At 40.6% G+C, this 19,420-nt stretch carries 9 protein-coding genes; 5 read left to right on the top strand and 4 right to left on the bottom strand.

Annotated elements, in window-relative coordinates; all coding sequences use genetic code 11:
• The first annotated feature begins 95 nt into the window (after nt 1-95).
• Complete coding sequence (locus QF004_RS06835; protein WP_307424283.1) at nt 96-551, top strand: Lrp/AsnC family transcriptional regulator; 456 nt, start codon at nt 96-98, stop codon at nt 549-551.
• A gap of 34 nt (nt 552-585) precedes the next feature.
• On the opposite strand, the gene QF004_RS06830 is transcribed toward QF004_RS06835, so the two are convergent.
• Nucleotides 586-1,734, bottom strand: coding sequence for an alpha/beta hydrolase (locus QF004_RS06830; protein WP_307424280.1), 1,149 nt, complete (start codon nt 1,732-1,734; stop codon nt 586-588).
• Nucleotides 1,735-1,743: 9 nt separating this feature from the next.
• Nucleotides 1,744-2,382 (bottom strand): alpha/beta hydrolase, encoded by a 639-nt coding sequence (locus tag QF004_RS06825; RefSeq protein ID WP_133438746.1) that lies wholly within the window; start codon nt 2,380-2,382, stop codon nt 1,744-1,746.
• Between the two features lie 173 nt (nt 2,383-2,555).
• Between QF004_RS06825 and QF004_RS06820 the strand changes: the two genes are divergently transcribed.
• Nucleotides 2,556-2,888 carry a zinc ribbon domain-containing protein YjdM gene (locus tag QF004_RS06820; RefSeq protein WP_133438745.1) on the top strand — a complete coding sequence of 111 codons (333 nt, stop codon included), beginning with the start codon at nt 2,556-2,558 and terminating at the stop codon, nt 2,886-2,888.
• Between the two features lie 214 nt (nt 2,889-3,102).
• Here the strand turns inward: QF004_RS06820 and QF004_RS06815 are convergent, their stop codons facing one another.
• Nucleotides 3,103-4,035, bottom strand: a complete 933-nt coding sequence (locus tag QF004_RS06815; RefSeq protein ID WP_307424275.1) for a sulfate/molybdate ABC transporter ATP-binding protein — start codon at nt 4,033-4,035, stop codon at nt 3,103-3,105.
• 81 nt (nt 4,036-4,116) lie between these two features.
• Between QF004_RS06815 and QF004_RS06810 the strand changes: the two genes are divergently transcribed.
• Nucleotides 4,117-4,770 carry a YceI family protein gene (locus tag QF004_RS06810; RefSeq protein ID WP_133441031.1) on the top strand — a complete coding sequence of 218 codons (654 nt, stop codon included), beginning with the start codon at nt 4,117-4,119 and terminating at the stop codon, nt 4,768-4,770.
• 230 nt (nt 4,771-5,000) lie between these two features.
• Here QF004_RS06810 and QF004_RS06805 read toward each other — a convergent pair whose 3' ends face one another.
• Nucleotides 5,001-5,984, bottom strand: a complete 984-nt coding sequence (locus QF004_RS06805) for a lipoate--protein ligase (RefSeq protein ID WP_307424272.1) — start codon at nt 5,982-5,984, stop codon at nt 5,001-5,003.
• Nucleotides 5,985-7,534: 1,550 nt separating this feature from the next.
• On the opposite strand from QF004_RS06805, the gene QF004_RS06800 reads away from it, so the two are divergent.
• Nucleotides 7,535-11,635, top strand: coding sequence for a T9SS type A sorting domain-containing protein (locus QF004_RS06800; RefSeq protein WP_307424269.1), 4,101 nt, complete (start codon nt 7,535-7,537; stop codon nt 11,633-11,635).
• Nucleotides 11,636-12,472: 837 nt separating this feature from the next.
• Complete coding sequence (locus QF004_RS06795) at nt 12,473-18,577, top strand: PA14 domain-containing protein (protein ID WP_307424267.1); 6,105 nt, start codon at nt 12,473-12,475, stop codon at nt 18,575-18,577.
• Nucleotides 18,578-19,420: the final 843 nt, after the last annotated feature.

Genomic DNA, 19,420 nt, shown 5'->3' with positions numbered 1-19,420 from the left:
AAAATAAGAAAATAAATCGGTTGTTTGAATCATTTATAGATTTTAATTTTATATTTGAGGAATAATAAAAGTAATAACCGAAAATATTTCATTTCATGTTGGATACAAAAGATAAAAAATTACTGATTTTACTGCAGAATGATGCCAAAAAAACCACCAAACAATTGGCCAATGAATTGGATTTATCGGTTACCGCTGTATTTGAACGGATTAAAAAACTTGAGAAACACCAGGTTATCAGGAAATATGTGGCTTTATTGAATACCGAAAAAATTCAGAAAAACTTCATCGTTTTATGTCATGTAAAACTGGTTCAGCATAAGAAGGAATATATCTCGCAGTTTGAACGGGAAATCACGCAGTTTCCGGAAGTGTTAGAATGTTTTCATGTCTCTGGAGATTACGATTATATCCTCAAAATCTGTGTTCGGGATATTCAGGAATATCGTGAATTTATGGTGGGAAAGCTCACGAATCTGCAGCACATTGCCAGTACCCAAAGTTCTTTTATGATCAAGGAAGTGAAAAATTCTACGGTGATTGAACCTTAAGTTTAAATGCAATTTAAAGAAAGAAAATCTACCTTTAATTTTTAAACAGCCACAGATAAGCAGCTCCGAATTCGCGCGACCAATAGGATTCGGAATGGGTTCCGTCTTCATCAAATTTAGTTTTGATATGCTCTGGCGGAACTCCTTTTTTAATTAAAACCGGAATGACCTTTTCAATATCTGAAACCATTTCTTCCGATTCTTTGACGCCCGCGAGAAAATAAAATTGAGTGTTTTTTAAATTTTTAGCACTTTTGCTGACAAAGAGATTTAAATCTTTAAAATCAAACCAGAAACTGGGACTGAAAATCCCGAGTTTTCCGAATTTTTCAGGATATTTCAAGCCTGCATAAAACGAAATTAAACCGCCCATCGAGCTTCCGATAAGTGCTGTGTTTTTTGCCTGTGGCAAAGTTCGGTAGTTTTTATCGATATAAGGTTTCAGTGTTTTTGCCAGAAATTCGGTGTAGGCGTCGCCTTTTCCGCCACCATATTTTGCGTTGTTCCAGGCCGAATATTCATTCAGCCTTTCTACACCACCATTTTCAATTCCCACCACAATAGCAGCGCGGTTTCCTTCCTCAAATAGCTGATTTAAAGTTTTATCTACCTTCCATTCACCGGAAAAAGAAGTGGCATCATTAAATAAATTCTGTGCATCCTGCATATAAATGACAGGATATTTTTTGGTGGAAGTCGCATAATGTGGTGGAAGATAAATCCAGATGCGGCGGCTGGTCTTCAACTGTGGAATATTAAAATTTTCACTTAAAACTTGTACATTATCGGTCGCAGTGTTCTTTTTTGCAGCGGTACGTTCCCATGAAAGTATTTTGTTTTCAACGTTTTGAGCGTTTTTGCTGAAGGTGAGTTTTCTGTTGTCAGAGTTGTTTCCATTGCGATCGCCTTCCGCTGTTTCCCAATTTCCCTGTGTAAATTTGTATTCTAAAGTTCCTTTATTTTCAGGGATTTGTAAAATATAATTTCCGGCGCTGTCTTTTTTTAATTCAAAATCAGGATCGTCGGGAATCCAGTTATTCAGAGAATTTGGCATGAAGATCCTGGCATCTGCCGGAGTTTCCTTGGGAACGGAAGTGATTGTGATGAGAACCTGACTTTGCAAATGAGTAACCAAACCCGCAAAGAATACCAAATAGAATTTAATGTGTTTTAAAATTCTCATATTGAAAAATTATTTTCCGAAAAAATCCATCAGATCCATATAGTTTTTCTGATTCACGCCATGGCCGCTCATATATTCCCGGAACGAAAAGTAGGCGCCCAGCTCATATAAAAAGTCCGCGGCTTTGCGCCCCCAGTCCAGCGGGATTATCGCATCATCAGTGCCGTGAGAAATAAAGAATCTTAATTTTTCAATTTTCTTTTTATCTTTTACAATGTTTGTTAATAGTTTTTCTTCGGCATAACAGCTCATACAGGCAACCTTTGTGAATAAGTCGGGATGATTCAGCGCCAGTGCATAACTCAGGATTCCGCCTTGGGAAAATCCGCACAAATGGGTTTGGTTTTCTGTTAAACCATATTTATTGGTGATTTTCAATATGTTTTCCAAAATTGCCTGCTCTGATTGTTTGGCTTGGGCAACGTCAATTCTGTTTTCTTCATTCATTAAATCAATATCATACCAGGAATAACCCTCGTAATTGGTATTGAAAGGTGCTCTGAAACTGACAATTAACCAGTCTTCCGGCAGCGTGGGCACAAAGCTGAATAAATCCTGTTCATTGCTTCCGTAACCGTGAAGTAAAATAAGTAAAGGCGTTTTTGAGTTGATGTTTTCGGGTTCGCGAACGGTGTATTGTAAATCCATGGAGCAAAGATAATAATTTAGGCTGAAGATTGGCGCTCAAAATCAGCAGCCGGTCAGCGGTTTTATGAATAAAATCTGCATTCAGAATTTAAGAATGACGAAACAGGATTGTTGAAATCACTGCCAGCTTGTAATGTCTTTATTTAAATAATATCTTTGTAAAAATTATAATTATGAGCGATACAATAGGATGTCCGAAGTGCCAGTCGGAATTCACTTATGAACAGGATGGCAAAATGGTTTGTTCACAGTGTTTCTACGAATGGACGCCGGGAGAAACAGCTGATGAAGATAAAATTTTAGATGCCCACGGACACGAATTACAAAATGGCGACTCGGTCGTGGTAATCAAAGATTTACCGGTAAAAGGTGCACCAAAACCGGTAAAAGCAGGCACCAAGGTGAAAAACATCAGACTGCGCCCGGACAGCGACCACAATATTGATTGTAAAATCGACGGCTTCGGATCAATGGCTTTGAAGTCTGAATTTGTGAAAAAGGCGTAAAAAAAAAGGAAAAATTTGGACAGGGTTCCGTTTCAAAGACTAGTTGCACAAAGGAATCGTACTAATTTCGTCTCAGGGGCAGAAAGAGAATTAACCAAAAATTTCCTTACGTTTTGAATAACAAAGCTAAGAATTATTTTCAAAAGATAAAAATGAACTGAGAAAAGTCAGGCCTCCATTTGCAAACGCTGAATTGGCCCGGCTTTTTTTATTTTTAAAGATTGATTTTAATCAAACCTTCCGCTTTTTCCGCGGTGTAAATAATCAGTTGTTTGCCTTTCAGGGAAATTTTCGTCCAGTAACAGCTTCCGGCAAAACGGCTTTCTAAAACTTCGGCTTCTTTTCCATGATCTGAAATGGTTATTTCGTGTGGATACCAGAACTTTTTAGAAATATTTAATTCTAATTTTTCTTCCTCCGAAAAAACATTCACCTCACCGAAAAGTGACGCAACATATTGATTGTAAGGATTATTGTAGGTTTCTTCTGCATCATCATTTTGGATGAGCCGTCCGCCTTGCAGAACAATAATCTGATCCAGCCAAGGCATAACTTCCTGGATTTCATGTGTCGAAATAAGGAGCGAAATATTCTTTTCCCGAACGTAATTAAAAAGCCGTTCGCGCAGTTCTATTTTTCTGGAAAAGTCGATATTGCTGAAAGGTTCATCTAGTAATAAAAGCTTGGGCATTACCGAAAGCGCTCTTGCAATGGCGACTCTCTGCATTTGTCCACCACTCAGATATTTGGGTAATGTGTTTTCGTATTCTTCAAGTCCAACCACCGTTAAAAGTTCCTGAACTCTTTCTTTTTTCTCTTTTAAATTGATATTGGAAATAAATTTCCCCACATTATCTGCCACCGTAGAATAGGGCATCAGATCGTAATTCTGAGCGACCAGTTTCATATGATCTTCGCCGGGAACCAAATTTTTTGTAGGTCCCAAAATCGGTGCGCCATTAAAAATGATTTGGCCTTTTTCCCATTCGAGAAGGCCGTAAATTAAATTTAAAATAGTAGATTTTCCACAGCCGCTTTCACCTGCTAAAGCGATGATTTTCCCTTCCTCAACTTTAAGATTAAAATTCTGGAAAAGCCTTTGCTCTGGGCGATGGGAAAAAAATAAATTCTTGATTTCTAATAGCATATTGCAAAAATAACATATTTGTCTCTAATAAAGATATTTTTGTTATTTTAGCCAAAACAATTTAATTTAAGCTATATAATGATGAAATCAATTACCAATTCGGTTTTCTTCGTACTTTTTTCATTTGCAGTCGTATCATGTGCGAAAGACAAACCCCTGACCAGCGAGGTTACCGAAGTTTCTACCACCAACCGGGGTGCAATATATGAACTCGATACTTTAAACAGCAGAATCGAATGGAAAGGGTACAAAGTAGTGAAATCTGAACAATCGAGCCATTTCGGAATTATTAAATTCGAAAGTGGTGATCTAACCGTGAAAGACGGCGTTTTGGAAAGCGGTAAATTCGTGGCCGACATGAATTCTTTGACTTCTGTAGATTTAAAAAACGATCCGGAACAGTTGGCAAAATTAAACGGTCATCTGAAAAGCGGAGATTTCTTCGAAGCAGACAAGTTCCCGACCGCATCTTACGAAATTACCAAAGTCACACCCACTCAATCGGGTGACTATAACACCCTTCTGGATGGGAACTTGACCATCAAAGGAATTACAAAACCGGTACAGTTCAATGCAAATGTTTCTGTAAAAGGTGCTGAAGCGACCATTGCCACTGAACCTAAAGATATTAAAAGAGAGGATTTCGGCGTGAAGTTTCAGCTGCCACTTGCCAACGGTCTTATTAAGGATGAGGTGAATCTTCAGATTTTAATTAAAGCCATGGAAAAGAAATAATATTTAATATTTTGAACTATTTTTAAAAGGTAAATCCGTCTCATTATGAGACGGATTTTTTTTAGTTTAAATTGAGTTGCGGCATTTCTGATAAGCAGCTTTTAAAGATTATTGCGGAAAATAAGGTTGCAAAGTCTGCTTTAGAAATGAAGTATAGGATCCAAAATGTAATTGATATGCTTTCATTTTCCTGATTTATTTTCTTTTCGCCAGGCTCTTTTTTTTTTGGATCAGTTAAATCCTTCCAGTACTTCCTCCAGCGTTACTTTTCCAAAATACCCCGTCAGGTCAACAGAGGTCAGGAGTTCATTTAAAGCAGAGATTTCGTGTTTTTTTCCGATCAGCTGTTCTTCCAGTTCTTCAATCGGTTTCGAGGCGAAAAAGTCGCCGAATATTTTGGCTTTTTCTATGAAGCCCTGTACGACCTCTAGATGGACTTCAATAAATCCAGCCGGAACTTTGATGGCTTTCTTAAAATTATAGTTGGGTGAAAATCCAAAGTTCCAGTCCCAGGTTTCGTATTTTTCTGCCATCAGCTGCTGGATGTTTTGCAGGTCTTCTGCGGTGAGTTCGTATCGTTCTGCACCCGGATTGTTTTTGATGATCTCTTCGGTGAGCAGGTTTTTAAGGTGATCTGTAGTGGTGTCTTTGGGCAGATAGCTGATGAGGTTGGTCACGCGCGACCGGGTAGATTTAATGGCTTTGTCGATGAATTTCAAAGGGTTGACTTTCAGCGCTTCCCCCAATACTTCCATTTCGGAATTCAGAAGGATGGTTCCGTGCTGAATCATTTTTCCATGGCGCGCGAGTTTGGCGTTGCCGCTGAATTTTTTACCCTCTACCAATAAATCGTTACGGCCTTTTAATTCTGCGGGCACGTTTAACTGATTCAGCATATTGAGCACGGGTTGGGTGAAAAAAGAAAAGTCACCAAAATCATTCTGGCCCAAAAGGGTATGAAAGGAAAAGTTGAGGTTTCCCAGATCGTGATATACTGTGCCGCCACCCGACATCCGGCGCACGACTTTGATTTCTTTTTCCCTGACATAGTCGAGATTAATTTCCGCAAGGGTATTTTGAAATTTCCCTACGATAATCGAGGGCGCATTGACGTACAATAAGAAAATATCTTCCGTCGGAAAGCGGTGAAGCAGGTATTCTTCCGAGGCAATATTGAAATAGGCATTCTGAGAAGGGGAATCGATGAGAAGCATGTTTTTTTCTTTGGTGCAAAATTAAGGGAATTTTATGAGATGGGTATTGGTGTTGGATGCTTGGTATATATGCGGGTTTAAATGCAGTTTTTTCAATTTGAGAGTTCTTGTTTTAGCGGTGGTTGGGGTAATAGAGAGTATTTCGATATGGAGGCAAATGTAGATGATGGATGGTTTAGAAAACTAATGTTGTTCCGAAATGTTCCGTAATCTTCCGAAATGTTCCCTTTTAGTACCCGAAATGGCAAGTTTGGAGTGGTTGGCTATAGGTGGACTTCTGGCTGGCTTCTGGTATTGAGGTGGTTGTAGCTATAGACGGGGGTGGGTAGGGAGTGGTTTGCTCGATAGATGATAGACTGACCCGTCCTAAAAAAAGTTTACAAATTTAACTTTTGTTTATTGATAGTCCTGGTACAAATTTACATTTAAATTTTAGTCCTAAAATATTTTCACATTTGTTGTTATCAGCAGAAGTGGAAATTAGCTCTGCTGAGGAGCAGTTCTGATTTTTTTAATACCTATTCTGAAGATATGCCTAAAAAAAGCAGCCATGTACCGTCAATGGTGTCAATTGTGAACGCTGTGTTGGGTTTACTGCCGTTTTTCAATTTGAGAGTTTCTTGTTTTAGCGGTGGTTGGGGTAATAGAGTGTATTTCCTTATGAGGCAATGTAGATGGTGGATGGTTTAGAAAACTTATGATGTTCCGAAATGTTCCCTTTTGGTACCCGAAATGGCAAGTTTGGAGTGGTTGGTTATAGGCTGGCTTCTGGTGTTGAGGTGGTTGTAGCTATAGACGGGGGTGGGTAGGGAGTGGTTGTGGAGCTGTGGAAATGTTGATTTTAATGTAGTTTTGTTTAATATTTCTTGTTTTAGCGGTGCTTGGGAGTAATATAGAGTATTTCGATATGGGGGCTAATGTACATGATTTAGAAAATTCATGATGTTCCGAATGTCACGCTCATGTTGGTGATTGAGCGGAGCCGAAATCACCGTAGTGCAGTTTGAGACTACCATCATGGTCTTGCTTCGTCGTGCCTCCTCGCAATGACGGAGTTGTTATGTGAAGAGGGGTAAATTCTTCTACGGGGAGTTTAAATTTGATTGATTGATGAGAATTGGTATTATGTCTTTGATGATTTCATAATGAATGGGTTTTTTTGTTGGTGATGATATTTTTGGGATGTCTTTGAGTATCTGTAAAATAGTTTCTTTTTTTAAGACTATTTTGCAGGGTTTTTTTAAGTTATGTTATGTATATCGAATTTCTTTGCTGGTTTATTTGAAATATATATCTTTGCGCCCGTCTGAAATGATATAGGTGAATTAGGGGTTTCCTATATCTGTAGAACAACAAATGATAAAAAATTACTTTTCTGTGCTGCATCGATTTTGTCGCTGCAGTGTCCTTTTTCCGTAAAATTTTATCATTGTAACAGGAAAGTAGAGAAAAAACTACTCTTAGTTTTCCATTTTTCAGATAAAATAATAAAGCGATATATATTACCAACACAATAATATTTTCAATTGAACACCAAAGGAAAAAGAATTATGAAAAAATTATGTATTATTTTTAGAGAAAAAGTAGTATTTCTGCTGCTGTTATTGCCTTTTTTAGGGTTTGGACAAATTATACCAGCGGGAACATATTTAATTGGAGTGAGTCAGAAAGCTCCATATAATACTTTAGTAAATGCTATCGCCCGTGTTAATTCATCAGGGATAAGTGGCCCTGTGACTTTTTTAATAGACGAAAATCAGACGGTAACTTCTCCAATTACAATTAATCAGTTTGTTGGATCCAGTGCTGTAAATACGCTGACAATAAAGCCTAATATAGGTAGGAATGTGACTGTTTCGGGAGATATTAATGACGGATCTATTTTAGCATTTAATAATGCAGCTAATATTATTATTGATGGTAATAATTTATCTGCTGACAATATGTTGACGATTTACAATAAAAATAATTTTGGATATGGCAAACGTGCTGCTATCCAGTTTTATAATGATTCTAGTAACAATAAAATCCAAAATTTAAAGGTTAATTTAGAGATAGCGGGAATTACGACAGGTATTTTATCAGTAGGAATTTTTGCAGGAGGTCAGTCTTTAGGTACTAAGGGCAATAATCCTAATAATACTATAAAAAATGTCACTTTTACAAATGTAAAACAGGCTCTAATGGTAGTTGGAGAGAATCAAAATAATAAAGATTGGAATATTTTAAATAACACCATAAAATCAACCGATGATAATACGAAAGCTTTTTTAGGTATTTATATTTTGAATGCTTATAATTATACTATTTCTGGAAATACTGTTTCTGGAATTAAGCTACCGGCAGGAGTTGGCAGCAGTCCTTTTCACTCTGGGGTATATTTAGAAAATGCAAATAACAGTTTTGTTTCAAGAAATATTATTTCTAATATACAGAATAGTGCGGGTAATGCGGTTGGATATGGGATTTTCATTAAGGGAGATTACAATCAAGTTAATGATAACAGCGTAAAAGGTTTAGATTCTAATTCTACCAATGACGGTAGTTATGGAATAAAATCGGAAGGAAATAATACTACAATTTATAGAAATGATATTGCAAATGTCTTTAGTTCGGAAGCTAAAAATACAAATGGAATATATGTATCGGGAAATAATCAGTTGGTATATAATAATTTTGTAAATGATGTAAAAGCTGCTGGAGGTGGCGATCCTTCTAATCAAAGTGGTTTTGGAATTTATATTAATGATGGTAGTGGTGTAAAGTTATATTATAATACAGTTGTTCTTAAAACAAATCAAAAAGTCGGAGTTTCAGCAGCGTTATTTATAAAAGCAGGTTCTAAATTAGATATTCGTAATAATATATTTATTAATAATCAAACTGCTTCTACGCGTTTTGCAATCTATTCTGAAGTGACTAATTCTAGTAATTTCGATTATTTAGATTACAATGATTATTTTTCGACACAGCATATTGGATCATTTGGTAGTTATTACACAAATACAAATATAAAAACATCATTAGCTGACTGGAAAGCAGCTACTGGTAAAGATAAAAAGTCAATCAATATCCTTCCAGCTTTTGTCTCTCCAACCGACCTTCATTTACAAACCGGTACTGCAAATAATGCTTTAAAAGCAGGAGCGGCTATTTCAGGTATCACCACCGATATCGATGGAGATGCACGTGACACGAAACAACCTTATATAGGTGCAGACGAAATATGTTCACTTCCTACAGCAGCTGGTGCAATTATAGGAACTTCAACTGTTTGTAAGGGGCAGGCCGGTGTTCAGTATTCGGTTCCGGTGATTAGCAATGCTATTTCTTATATGTGGTCCTACTCCGGTACAGGAGTAACTATTACCAATGAGACAACAAATAATCCAACAATAACTTTTGCTACGAGTGCTACTTCAGGAAATCTTACCGTTTATGGAATGAATGCCTGTGGCAAGGGGGAGAGCTCTGCAAGCTTTGTGATTGATGTAAATTATCTGCCCAGTACGCCAACAATTATTAAAGGAGCGGCAACCGTTTGTCAGGGACAGGCCGGCGTTGCGTATTCGGTTCCGGTGATCACCAATGCTACTTCTTATGTATGGACCTACTCCGGTACAGGAGCAACTATTACCAATGAGACAACAAATAATCCAACAATAACTTTTTCTGAGAGTGCTACCCCGGGTAATCTTACCGTTTATGGGTTGAACGGCTGTGGCAAAGGGGAGAGTTCTGCAAAATTTGCGGTTGCTGTAAACCCTCTGCCTGTTACGCCAACAGTTGTAACGGTAACACAGCCAACCTGTGTGATCCCATCGGGAAGTGTGGTGCTGGGTAATTTGCCGGCTACGGGGTGGATGATCAATATCAAAGGAAGTATGACTAAAGTTGTAGAAGGAAGTGGTAATTCTTACACTATTTCCGGTTTGGCTGCAGGTACGTATAATTTTACGCTTTCTAATGGCGGCTGTTCTTCACTGGCAACAGCGGATGTCGTTATCAAACCGCTCATTACGAATGTCTGGAACGGAACTGCCTGGTCGGACCAGGGAAATCTTCCGACTCTTGACCAGCCGGTCGTTTTTAATGGAGATTTCAAGTCCACAGAAGATATGAATGCCTGTTCGTGTACCGTAAATTCAGGTAAGGTTATTATTAACACCGGGCATGCTTTAACCGTTGCCAACCAAATTGACGTATTGGCTGCCGGATCACTAACCATTGAGAGTGATGCAAATTTGATCCAAAATAATGATAAAGCAGTGAATACGGGTAAAATTACGGTCAAAAGAAACGCTATGATGAAGCGTCTCGATTACACTTACTGGAGTGCTCCTGTATCAGACCAGTCATTGAAAGATTTTTCACCGTCCACCGTTTCTACAAGGTTTTTGGAGTATCATGAAAATGATGATTATTTTTATGCGGTCAACTGGCTCTCCAATTTTGAGCCCGGGAAAGGATATGCTGTTCGTGCACCTAATAATTTTACAACAGAGGTAAAATCCTTTGAAGGAAAATTCGTAGGGAAGCCCAATAACGGCGAGGTTACTTTTGCACTGAAATATCAGTCCGGAAAAGGGGTTAAAGAAGGTGAACTGACGGGTAATGGTTATAATTTGATCGGCAATCCCTATCCTTCAAATATTGATTTTACGCAATTGGTGAGAGATAACAGTGATCTGTTGGAAGGAACCGCCTATTTCTGGACCAACCTCAATCCCAATCCGGCAATGGAGGGAAGCGGTTATCCTGGAAAAGGTTTCTTTAATAACTATGCCATGCTGAATCGTGCCGGTTCTGTCCCGGCAACCTATGGGCTGGCAAAAAATGTAGAGGGTAAATTTCCATCTGAGATTATCGAAGTAGGACAGGGTTTTATTGTTAAAGCAAAAAAAAGTGGAGGTTTAGTATTTAAAAATTCCTACAGAACTCCAGAATCCGACCGTGTTTTTTTCAATAAGGGTGCTGCAAGAACGGAGCGTGACCGGTACTGGCTGCAATTGACCACGCCGCTGGATGTCGTGAATACTGCGTTGATCGCCTATGTTGATCAGGCAACCAATGGCTATGAAGCGGGTTATGATGCAGAGGTGTTGAGTTTGGGCTCAGATGCGCTTTTCACGACCTTGGCAGACCGCAAATTAGGAATACAGGCCAGACAGTTCCCGCTTCAGACTTCAGATATTGTGGCTCTTGGGATGAGCCATTATGAAGCCGGTAATTATACGCTGAGTATCGCAAAAGCGGAAGGTATTTTTAATAGTGGCCAAAGCATTTACGTAAAGGACAAACAGACCGGAATCGTCACCAATTTATCCCGGGATAATTATACTTTCAGTGCCAATGGAGGTTTGAGCCAGGGCAGGTTCGAAATCATCTACCAACCGGATGTGGTATTGGTAACCGATAATAAGGTAAAAGAGGGAGTAGTGGTTTACCGGGACGGCAGCGACTTTATCATCACCTCTAAAAATGAGAAGATGACCGGTATCGAGATTTATGATACCAGCGGTAAATTGATCAGTAAACTGCAGCCCAATAGTACGAAAGTGCTTATTCCTGCAGAAAGAATGAGCAATGGACTGTATGTTTTGAAAATCAACCAAAATGAAACAGTGACCGTGAAGAAAATTTTGAAATAAGTTATTTTTAGCGCGATACAAAGCCGGACGTACTGTCCGGCTTTTTTGTGTGATGAGGTGAAGGTTGAATCGTTGAATCGAAGTGTTGACTTTTATTTTGGAGGCTGCTTCATCATACCTAAACACGCAATTACTCAAATACTCAAACACGCAATTACCCAATTACTCAAATACCCAGGTCAAACGCAGCGTGTTTGCATTGGATATTTATGTAAGAAACCAATTCCCGCGGTTCAATCTGTCAGTAAAAAAGTCATTTTTAAAGCTGATTCTGATAAAAAGCGAAAATATTCCCTTCATCGAAGGGGTATTATGAAAGCGGAAGTATCGTTTCGGGATGGGTATTCCGACCATAACATCCATTCATCCAGCTCACTAACCTGTCACTTAGCGTTAAATCACCTAATTTTTTTTTTTAATAGTTTTTATTTATTAAACAAAAAAGACTAAGTTTGTACTTTAAAGGATCAATAACAATGTGAATCCTTTACCAACACAAATATAATAGGATGAAAAAAGAAAAAGGATGCTACTTCGGTATGCATGATACTCTGGGGGAATATTATTTTCTCCAACTCCATTACCAAATTCGCAACAGATGCTCTTCACTCTCCGGTGCAGCGCATTCACTATTTCTACAATAGCCTGAGATGTCTTTTCAAAAGATTTTTTCAACTGCCAGGACGCAACATAGAGTTTGCGGCCTGTATCGGCATGCCCCTCTAAAATTACGAAGTTTTACAATTGAAGATAATATAGTGCGTTATAAAAACGCCTGCCATTACTGTCTTTGAACATACACCAACACCAACACCAACACCAACACACACACACAACATGAAAAAAAATTACTTATTGCTCAAAAAAGGCTGGATTCTACTGCTGGTTTTGATTTCTTCTTTTGCTGTTGGGCAAACTACGGTGCCTTATAGTGCACCAGGAACCTACACCTTTACGGTGCCGGCCGGAGTAACGAGTCTTAAAATTGAAGCTTGGGGTGCCGGCTCCGGAGGAAATAACAGTAATAGCCGTGGTGGTGGTGGTGGCGCCTTCGCAGGCAATGACACCCAGGCAGTAACGCCCGGCACTGTTTATACGGTAATAGTGGGAGCTGGCGGAGCAGCCGGAACCGGAAATAGTGGACAGGATTCCAAGTTTGGCAGTTTGGTTATTGCGAAAGGAGGCAATGCAGAATTCGGAGGTTTAGCTTCTGCTAGTACCGGTACTGTGAAATTTGATGGCGGTAATGGAGGAAGAAGTACTAGTACTGGAGGTGCCGGTGGTGGCGGTTCAGCTGGTTCCGGTGGAAACGGTGGTGCGGGTGGAAATACCAGTAATACAAATGGAGGTGCAGGGGGAGCTGCAGGATCAGGCGGTGGTGCAGCGGGAGGAAATGGCGGCAGCACTAATAACAATGGTTCAAATGGTGCATTTCCAGGCGGCGGAGGTGGTGAGAGAGGAAGTAACGGCACAATAGGTTCTGGTGCCGGTGGGGACGGGCAGGTCATCATTACTTATACCCCAGCTTATGTTGCCCAGCTTATCTCCGCGAGTACCGGATCAACGACTTGGTGTGCCGGAGAGACCAGAAATGTAACTGTCACCATCAAAAATATCGGGTCCCAACCCTGGACCGATGTACCTGGCCCGGGTGGTAAAGATTTCAATATCGGTATCAAATGGAGCCAAAACGCAACTAGCTGGAATGATTATAACGTAAGAGTGGATGCCAGAAATTTAGCCCCAGGAGCAACCAACACGTACACTTTTCCAATAACGGCTTCTAATAATGTAAACGGTTCCTATACTACACCATTGGCAGCGGGGACCAATAATCTTACGTTCGATGTCGTTTACGAGATGGTCGCTTGGTTTGGAAATAATCCTGCCGGGAGTACCGGAGTGGGACCGGGCAATAATGTTTTTACGACTCCTGCTCAAACGATCGTTGCCTTACCTAGTGCGCCAACAGGAATTAGTCCCAGCACTGGCCAAACTATTTGCAGTGGCAGCAGTGTGAATTTGTCTGCTACCTCGGCAGGGAATACCATTTATTGGTTTACCACAGCAACAGGTGGAACGTCTGTAGGTTCTTCTGCAAGTGGAGCTACTTTTTCAGTGTCTCCCACGGTTAACACGACCTACTATGCTGAAGCTAGAAATGCTTCTGGATGTGCAATTGCAACACGTTCGGCGACCGCATTGATTACCGTGAATACTACTTCTTCTCCAACGGGAACGGCTTCACAATCCTTTTGTTCCGGAGCATCGCCAACAGTTGCGAATTTGCAGGCAACGGGTACGGCAATTAAATGGTATTCTGCACCAATAGGAGGGACGGCTTTAACTGCTACAACACCTTTAGCTAACAATACCCATTATTACGCCTCTCAAACGGTAAATGGATGTGAAAGTACAGCGAGATTTGATGTTACGGCAACAGTGTCCAATCCCACCACACCTTCTGGATCAGCCTTCCAGTATTTTTGTTCTGGAACTGGAGCTACTGTGGCTAGTTTAACTGCAACCGGAACAGCTGTCAAATGGTATGCTGCATCAACAGGAGGGACGGCTTTAGTTGCTACAACACCTTTAGCTACCAATACCCATTATTACGCCTCTCAAACGGTAAATGGATGTGAAAGTACAATAAGATTAGATGTAACAGTCACAATAAGTCCACCTCTTTCCGCTCCAACAATAGGAACGATAACACAACCAACCTGCTCAACAGCAACAGGAAGTGTTATTTTAAACGGTTTGCCTACAGGTTCCTGGTCGTTGACCAGAAGTCCGGGAAATGTTATAACTACAGGAACAGGAACGAGTACAACAATTTCAGGACTTGCCGCAGGAACATATACTTATTCGGTTAGCGGTGTAAGTAATGGTTTGAAAGGGGAGTATTTCAACAATATGACACTTTCGGGTTCGCCGACATTAACACGTACCGATGCAGCAGTTAATTTCGATTGGGGAAATGGCAGTCCGGATGCTTCAATTCCTGTTGATCGTTTTTCGGTAAGGTGGTCAGGTCTGGTACAACCGCTTTATAGTGAGACCTATACTTTCTCAACAGAAAGTGATGATGGAATAAGATTATGGGTAAATGGGGTACAAATTATTAACAATTGGACAGATCACGGGCCTACTACTGACACAGGAACCATATCGCTTACAGCAGGTGTAAAATACAGTATTGTCCTGGAGTATTATGAAAATGGAGGAGGTGCTGTTTCGAAATTGTCATGGAACAGTGCAAGTCAAAGCTCTCAAATAATTCCGACAGCACAGTTGTTTCCAGCAGGCAGTTGTGCTTCGCCAGCTTCGGTAAATGTGGTTATCAACGCACAGCCTGCAACGCCAGCAGCACCAACAATTACGGCAGGTGGATCAACTACTTTCTGTGCGGGAGGAAGTGTAACCTTGACTTCAAGTGCGGGAACAAGTTATTTATGGTCAAATGGAGCAACAACTCAATCGATATCCGCAATAACAGGAGGAACATATACAGTTCAAGTAACCAATGCATCAGGTTGTCAAAGTGCATCAAGTACCGGGACAACCGTTGTTGTAAATGCGTTACCTGCAACGCCAACAATCACTGCCGGAGGTTCACTGACCTTCTGTGCTGGCGGAAGTGTAACATTAACTTCAAGTACAGGAACAAGTTATTTGTGGTCAAATGGAGCAACAACTCAATCAATATCCGCAACAGCAGGAGGAACATATACAGTTCAAGTAACCAATGCGAGCGGATGTCAAAGTGCTTCATCAGCAGCAACATTTGTAACAGTAAATGCTTTGCCCGTTATTACTCAAACTAAAGTAGACGAAACCTGTCCTGCCTCTCATAATGGGAGTATTACACCAGTTCTTTCAGGAGGACTTACAAATATTCGATACATAAAATTAACGCAAAAATATGTGAATGCTGACGCTTGGCAACAAGTGGCAGAGATTGAGGCTTTTGAAATTTTCACAGGGACTAATGTTGCTCGATCCACTAATGGAGCAACCGCTTCTTCAAGTTCAAATTATTCTAATGATGCAACAAATTATGGCCCCCAAAAAGCTATCGACGGGAACAATTCGGGGAATAATAATTTTTGGCATAGTAATTCGCGTAATATAAACGAGTGGATACGAGTAGATTTGCAATCAGGAAAAAATTTAGATAACATAAAAATCTATAATCGTACCGATTGTTGTTCAGAAAGAGGACAAAATATGCTGTTGGAACTTTTTGATACATCCAATAATTTAGTCTATTCAAAAACAATTGATTTGTATCAATCAGGGGCTAATGTACCTGTTGATATCAACGTGTTGGACGTTTCCTGGGCAGATAACGCAACAACTTTAATCAGAACTGGATTAGATGCCGGAACTTATACGCTGAATTACAAAGATGCCGTAGGTTGTTCTATCTCTTCAACAGCAACTATTGGTACAACGAACACCGCCTCGATAGCACCAACAGGAATAACGGGAAGCTTTACGATCTGTAATGGCGCTTCTACAACGCTGACCCTCAGTGGAGGATCAGCCGGAACAGGAGCAGTTGCGCAATGGTTTACCGGTTCATGTGGAGGCACTTTGATTGGTACGGGAAACAGCATTACCGTATCTCCAACTGCTACTACAACTTATTATGTCAGATACAGCGGGACTTGTTACACAACTGCCTGTGTTTCTCAGGTGGTGACAGTACGGTCTCCATTCAGCTCAGGAACAATTGACAATACAGGGCAAACGGTTTGTTATGGAGGTACGCCAAGTGCCATAGGAAGTACAGCATCTGCCAGTGGAGGAGATGGCGAAATTACTTATTCGTGGCGTTCTTCGGCAGATACTTATGTTGCCACCATTGCAGGAGCAACTAGTGCTACTTATACGCCACCTGCTGGATTAACTGCTACTACGAGTTACAGAAGGTATACAAAAGATGGCGCTTGTAATACTACACCAACGGTGTCAGTCAATACATGGACAGTGACCGTTACACCAACCAATACCGTAAGCACAGCTATGCTATCACCACAAGTATGTCTTAATTCGCCGTTACCTGTCATCACGCACACCACAACAGGTGCTACCGGTATTGGTGCAATAACAACATTGCCGGCAGGCGTCACTGCAGCCTGGTCCGCCAATACCATTACCATCAGCGGTACTCCAACTGCTTCGGGAATATTTAATTACAGCATTCCTTTAACAGGAGGTTGTGGAAATATGAATGCAATAGGAACCATTACTGTGGGAGGTGTTTCAACCTACAATGGCATAACATGGGTTGGCGGTACTCCTGATATTTATACAACGGCCATTTTCAATGCAGATTACAGTACCTCTTCAGCTAATATTACCGCATGTAACTGCCAGGTTGAAGCTGGGAAGAAATTAACGGTCAGCCCAAATACGAGTGTGACCATTCAGAATAATATCATCAATAACGGAAATATTATTGTTGAAAGTGATGGGAATTTAGTCCAGGTCAATGACTCAGGTACTTATACCGGACTAGCAGCTAATTTTGTGGTAAAACGCAACGCCAATATGAAGCGTCTGGATTACACCTATTGGACAAGCCCTGTAAAGAACCAAAATTTAAAAACGTTTTCTCCGGGAACAGTAGCTACCCGTTTCCTTACCTATAATGAAGGCAATGATTTATTTGAAGTCATTCCCCCTGATGCCAATATTTTTGGAAACAGGAATAATGGAGGTTATGAAAGTGCTGCGAAAGGATATGCCATCAGAGCGAATAACAATTATCCTGTACCAACGGCCACCGATCCTAAAATACAAATCTTTGAAGGTGTTTTTAAAGGAGAGCCTAATAATGGGGTGATTACCTTTCCTTTACAATACCAATCTTTGGCAACGGGGCAAGGTTTCAACCTGATTGGGAATCCCTACGCCTCCAATATCGATTTTTGGAAACTGGCAGATCAAAACGCTGCTCTTATTGATAAGAAAGCCTATTTCTGGACCAACCTGAATCCCAATCCGGTAATGCAGGGTGCCGGCTATCCTGGTACCGGCTATGTTAATAACTATGCGGTATTAAATGATGTTGGAGGAATTCCGGCAACCACGGGAGGGCCTGTTGGAGGGGATCCGAAACTGGAAAGCATTACTCCTACCGAAATAATTAAGGTGGGGCAGGGTTTTATTGTTCAGGCGAAAAAAGCGGGACCCCTAACTTTTAATAATGCCGTACGAAATACCTCCGGTGCGTCTGTCTTTTTCAACAAAGGAGCGCAGGCCACAACTCGGGACAGATACTGGATTCACCTTACCACGCCTCTGAATGTGGTCACCACAGCCTTGGTTGGTTATGTGCAGGGTGCTACGGACGGATATGACCGCGATTATGACGCCGATTTATTTGGCCTGGGTTCAGATGCGATGTTCACCCTCTTAGCAGATCGTCGGTTAGGAATTCAAGGTAAAAAGGGACCTTTAAATACGGCTGATATCGTTCAGGTGGGAACCAATCATTATGCAGCGGGAATCCATAAATTCAGCTTAGGCAATAAAGAGGGCATCTTCGCCAACGGACAGAATATCTACCTGAAAGACAGGCAAACCGGAACGCTGACGAACCTTTCTGAAAACAGCTATACTTTCACCGCCAATAAAGGTTTGACAGAAGGACGTTTTGAAATCGTCTATCAACCCGACGTTGTTTTGGGTACCGGTTCTGCTGTAAAAGAAAGCCTTGTGGTTTACCGGGATGGAGATGATTTTGTGGTCAAGGCCCAGACGAAGAAAATCACAGGTATTGAAGTGTATGATACGGCTGGCAGGTTGATTTACACCACGCAACCGCACAGTATCCAAGCGCTGATTCCGGCAGAGCAACTCGTCAATGGCGTGTATGTTTTGAAAATCAACCAGGACGGACAGCTCACTTCCAAGAAAATCATAAGGTAGCCTCTTAAGATAAATTTTTACAAAGAAGCCGTCTCAATACCTCAAATAGCGCTCTGAGATTTTGATATTCGCAACCCAAGCTCGGACAGGAGTCCGTGAGAAAACTACAAAAAAAGCCGTTTCATTGAGTTATGAGACGGCTTCTTTTGGACAAGAGCAAGACAGGTAACAAGAGCCAAGGAAAAAGTAAAAAGAGCCAAGGAAAAAGGAACAAGAGCCAAGGAAAAAGAGCCAGGTAAAAAGTAAAAACAGCAAAGGAAAAAGGAACAAGGAAAAAGTAAAAAGAGCCAACGGGAGCGGTTCACATGATGCGATTTTCGTGGGAAATCTTAATTACCCTTATTCCCTTAATGGTAAAAATAAAGAATGGTGACTGTTACTGATGATTTATTTTAAAAAGAGCCAGTTAAAAAGTAAAAGAGCCAAGGGGAGCGGTTCACATGATGCGGTTTACGTGGGGAAATCTTAATTACCCTTATTCCCTTAATGGTAAAAATAAAGAATGGCGACTGTTATTACTGATGCTTTATTGAACAAGAGCCCGGTAAAAGCAATAAAAAAGCACTCCCCACCCTTACTGTTACCCGAATTTTTTCCGGCCTGTTTTATAATGTAACCGGCTTCGTTATTTCAGAACGGGTCATGTTCTACCGCACCCATCTTCATAGCAACCCGTAGGGTATGCTGACTGTATGCTGACTGTATGCCGAGTTATAAGGTGGAATGGTGGTGGTTGTATAATCAATTGCAAATCCCTAAACGGCACTGATTTGCTTTTTTGAATGATTCATGCTCCTGCTGAACGCTGCAATAAACTCGGGCAACGGTAATTGAAGGTGTTCA

This window comes from Chryseobacterium sp. MDT2-18 (assembly GCF_030815285.1).
GTDB lineage: Bacteria > Bacteroidota > Bacteroidia > Flavobacteriales > Weeksellaceae > Kaistella > Kaistella salivictor.
This window is presented reverse-complemented; position numbering and strand designations above follow the sequence as displayed.

Bases quoted from the DNA above. Each gene is read 5' to 3' on its own strand.
- QF004_RS06825 (WP_133438746.1), bottom strand. From the start codon at position 2,382: ATGGATTTACAATACACCGTTCGCGAACCCGAAAACATCAACTCAAAA.
- QF004_RS06805 (WP_307424272.1), bottom strand. From the start codon at position 5,984: ATGCTTCTCATCGATTCCCCTTCTCAGAATGCCTATTTCAATATTGCC.
- QF004_RS06815 (WP_307424275.1), bottom strand. From the start codon at position 4,035: ATGCTATTAGAAATCAAGAATTTATTTTTTTCCCATCGCCCAGAGCAA.
- QF004_RS06800 (WP_307424269.1), top strand. From the start codon at position 7,535: ATGAAAAAATTATGTATTATTTTTAGAGAAAAAGTAGTATTTCTGCTG.
- QF004_RS06830 (WP_307424280.1), bottom strand. From the start codon at position 1,734: ATGAGAATTTTAAAACACATTAAATTCTATTTGGTATTCTTTGCGGGT.
- QF004_RS06835 (WP_307424283.1), top strand. From the start codon at position 96: ATGTTGGATACAAAAGATAAAAAATTACTGATTTTACTGCAGAATGAT.
- QF004_RS06810 (WP_133441031.1), top strand. From the start codon at position 4,117: ATGAAATCAATTACCAATTCGGTTTTCTTCGTACTTTTTTCATTTGCA.
- QF004_RS06820 (WP_133438745.1), top strand. From the start codon at position 2,556: ATGAGCGATACAATAGGATGTCCGAAGTGCCAGTCGGAATTCACTTAT.
- QF004_RS06795 (WP_307424267.1), top strand. From the start codon at position 12,473: ATGAAAAAAAATTACTTATTGCTCAAAAAAGGCTGGATTCTACTGCTG.